2 protein-coding genes and 1 riboswitch are annotated in these 2,712 nt (G+C 44.1%); both genes read right to left on the reverse strand.

Features of this window, described 5'->3' with window-relative positions; all coding sequences use genetic code 11:
- Positions 1-102: 102 nt before the first annotated feature.
- The gene (locus tag QZZ35_RS10890; protein WP_291237424.1) at positions 103-405 is read right to left on the reverse strand and encodes a hypothetical protein; all 303 of its coding nucleotides are present in this window, start codon (positions 403-405) and stop codon (positions 103-105) included.
- 304 nt (positions 406-709) lie between these two features.
- Positions 710-2,398, reverse strand: coding sequence for a formate--tetrahydrofolate ligase (locus tag QZZ35_RS10895; protein WP_291237425.1), 1,689 nt, complete (start codon positions 2,396-2,398; stop codon positions 710-712).
- Positions 2,399-2,488: 90 nt separating this feature from the next.
- Positions 2,489-2,573, reverse strand: a riboswitch (ZMP/ZTP riboswitch).
- Between the last annotated feature and the right edge of the window lie 139 nt (positions 2,574-2,712).

Below are 2,712 nucleotides of genomic sequence, written 5' to 3' on the forward strand. Positions count from 1 at the left end.
GGAATCCTTTTCCATCATTCTTGAATCCAGCGAAGTTCACGGTGAAGGATTTCATATGCTGCGCATTGGGGAGCAGAGCTGACTCAGCTGTATACCGTCAACTTACCACTCAATGACAAATGCATAGGCTTTTTCCACGGGACCCATGCAGGTCTCAAAATGGGTCAGTTCCATTTCTTCTTCAATATTATCAAATTTTGTCCATGCAGTCAGATCCAGTCCCTGTACCACCTGCTCAAGCTCTTTGCGGATCTCCTCCAGGCCATGCCCGCTGCGTACAATTAGATCTAACCCATGTTCGCCCTCTCCTGCGGCATAACGGAGTATCGTTCCGTCTTCCGCGAACTTATGAACAACAATAAAATTTGATCCGGCTTCTTTATAAAAAAATAATTGATTCTTCATTTTATCTATTTCTCCATATATGAAACTATATAAAAAGGATCTGCAGCGGCAAAAGGAAAATGATCTGACGGGTCAATGCTAAAAATATACCCTTCAGCGGTTTTCCGATGTTTTATCTGAAGTCATTTTTCTCCTCCACTGTCCTGATTTATTTATTATACTACATTTCCAAAAAAAGGGCAGATATCCACATAAAATGACCATCGATACAAACCCTTCTTTCATCTTCATACACAATATAACATGAAACAGAAAGCGGCCGGCATAAACTGCCGACCGCTTACAGGATCTAAAATATACATTTTTAGAAAAGACCGGAAATGACACCGTTCTCATCCACATCAATACGCACCGCTGCCGGAACTTTCGGCAAACCCGGCATTGTCATAATCTCGCCAGTGAGTGCTACAATAAAGCCGGCACCGGCAGAAATCTTAAGGTTACGCACGGTCACTTCAAAGTCTGTCGGTGCGCCCAGTTTCTTCTGGTCATCCGTTAAACTGTACTGCGTCTTAGCCACACAGATCGGACAATTGCCGAATCCGAGTGCTTCCAGCTCCTTCGCCTGTTTCTGAGCCTGAGCTGTAAGAACAACACGCTTTCCTCCGTAGATTTTCTGAACGATCTGATTTAATTTATCCTCAATACTTCCATCCAGCTCATAGGAGAAAGTGAAGTCATCATTGGATTCTTCTGCAAGGCGAATAACCTCTTCTGCCAGTTTCTTTCCGCCTTCACCGCCCTGTGCCCAGACTTCAGAAAGCGCAACATTGACACCGAGTTCCCTGCATTTGGATTCTACCAGATCCAGTTCTGCCTTTGTATCCGTTGGAAATGCATTAATTGCAACAACACATGGAAGTTTATAGACGTTTCGGATATTACTTACATGTTTAAGCAGGTTCGGAAGACCTTTTTCCAGTGCTTCCAGATTTTCATTATTCAGATCGGCCTTCGCAACACCGCCGTTATATTTAAGGGCACGAACGGTTGCAACAATAACCACTGCATTTGGCTTGATGCCTGCCATACGGCATTTGATATCCAGGAATTTTTCGGCACCGAGGTCTGCACCAAAGCCGGCTTCTGTGATTGCATAATCTGCTAATTTCATAGCCATTCGGGTTGCTGTTACAGAGTTGCATCCGTGAGCAATATTAGCAAACGGTCCACCGTGTACGATGGCCGGTACTTTTTCAAGTGTCTGTACAAGATTTGGTTTCAATGCATCTTTAAGAAGTGCTGCCATAGCACCTTCAGCGTGAAGATCGCCTGCGGTTACAGGTTTCTGTTCGGAAGGCTTTCCGTATGTGTAACCAATGATAATACGGGAAAGACGTTCTTTTAAGTCTGTAATATCTTTTGCAAGACAGAGCACTGCCATAATTTCAGATGCTACTGTGATATCATATCCGTCTTCGCGAGGCGTTCCGTTTGGTTTTCCGCCAAGGCCGTCGACAACAAAACGAAGCTGACGGTCGTTCATATCAACACAGCGTCTCCATGTGATTTTTCTAGGGTCGATGTTCAATTCATTTCCCTGATAAATGTGATTATCGATCATGGCTGCAAGAAGGTTGTTTGCAGCTCCGATGGCATGAAAATCACCTGTAAAATGAAGATTGATATCTTCCATTGGAACAACCTGCGCATAACCGCCGCCTGCAGCTCCGCCCTTTACGCCGAACACCGGTCCGAGAGACGGCTCGCGGAGTGCGACCATAACCTTCTTGCCCAGTCTCTGAAGACCATCTGCAAGGCCAATGGTTGTTGTTGTTTTACCTTCACCGGCCGGTGTCGGGTTGATGGCCGTAACAAGGATTAATTTCCCGTCCTTCCGGTCACTTTCTTTTAATAAATTATAGTCAATTTTTGCTTTGTACTTTCCGTACTGTTCAAGATATTTGTCATCAATGCCTGCTTTTGCTGCAATTTCTGTAATCGGTGCCATCTGACATTCCTGTGCAATCTGGATATCTGTTTTAAATTCCATCTTTTTTCCTCCTTAAAACATAAAAATTTCCACTTAATGCCCAAATCGTAAAATATCCTTTAAAATAAAAAACCGTCTGGGCACGCTGAATAAAAGCGCCCAGGCGGTCGACTTCCATATAAAAATGTGCTCCCTCGTGGTTTCTCCCACTCATCCGCCAGTTGCACATTCGCCTATATTATACAATATTTTTTTAAATTTGCAAATCCTATTTACATTTTTTTGTTTTCAATCATAAAATCACCGGACGGCATCTCCCCGCTCATTAACCAGACGGCAGCCCACAGATCCCACTCTTCTGGCCAGGCATCCGC

It is taken from the genome of Frisingicoccus sp. (assembly GCA_016298055.1).
GTDB lineage: Bacteria > Bacillota > Clostridia > Lachnospirales > Lachnospiraceae > Frisingicoccus.

Excerpts from the sequence above, each read along its gene's own strand:
- QZZ35_RS10895 (WP_291237425.1), bottom strand. The coding sequence starts at position 2,398 with ATGGAATTTAAAACAGATATCCAGATTGCACAGGAATGTCAGATGGCA.
- QZZ35_RS10890 (WP_291237424.1), bottom strand. The coding sequence starts at position 405 with ATGAAGAATCAATTATTTTTTTATAAAGAAGCCGGATCAAATTTTATT.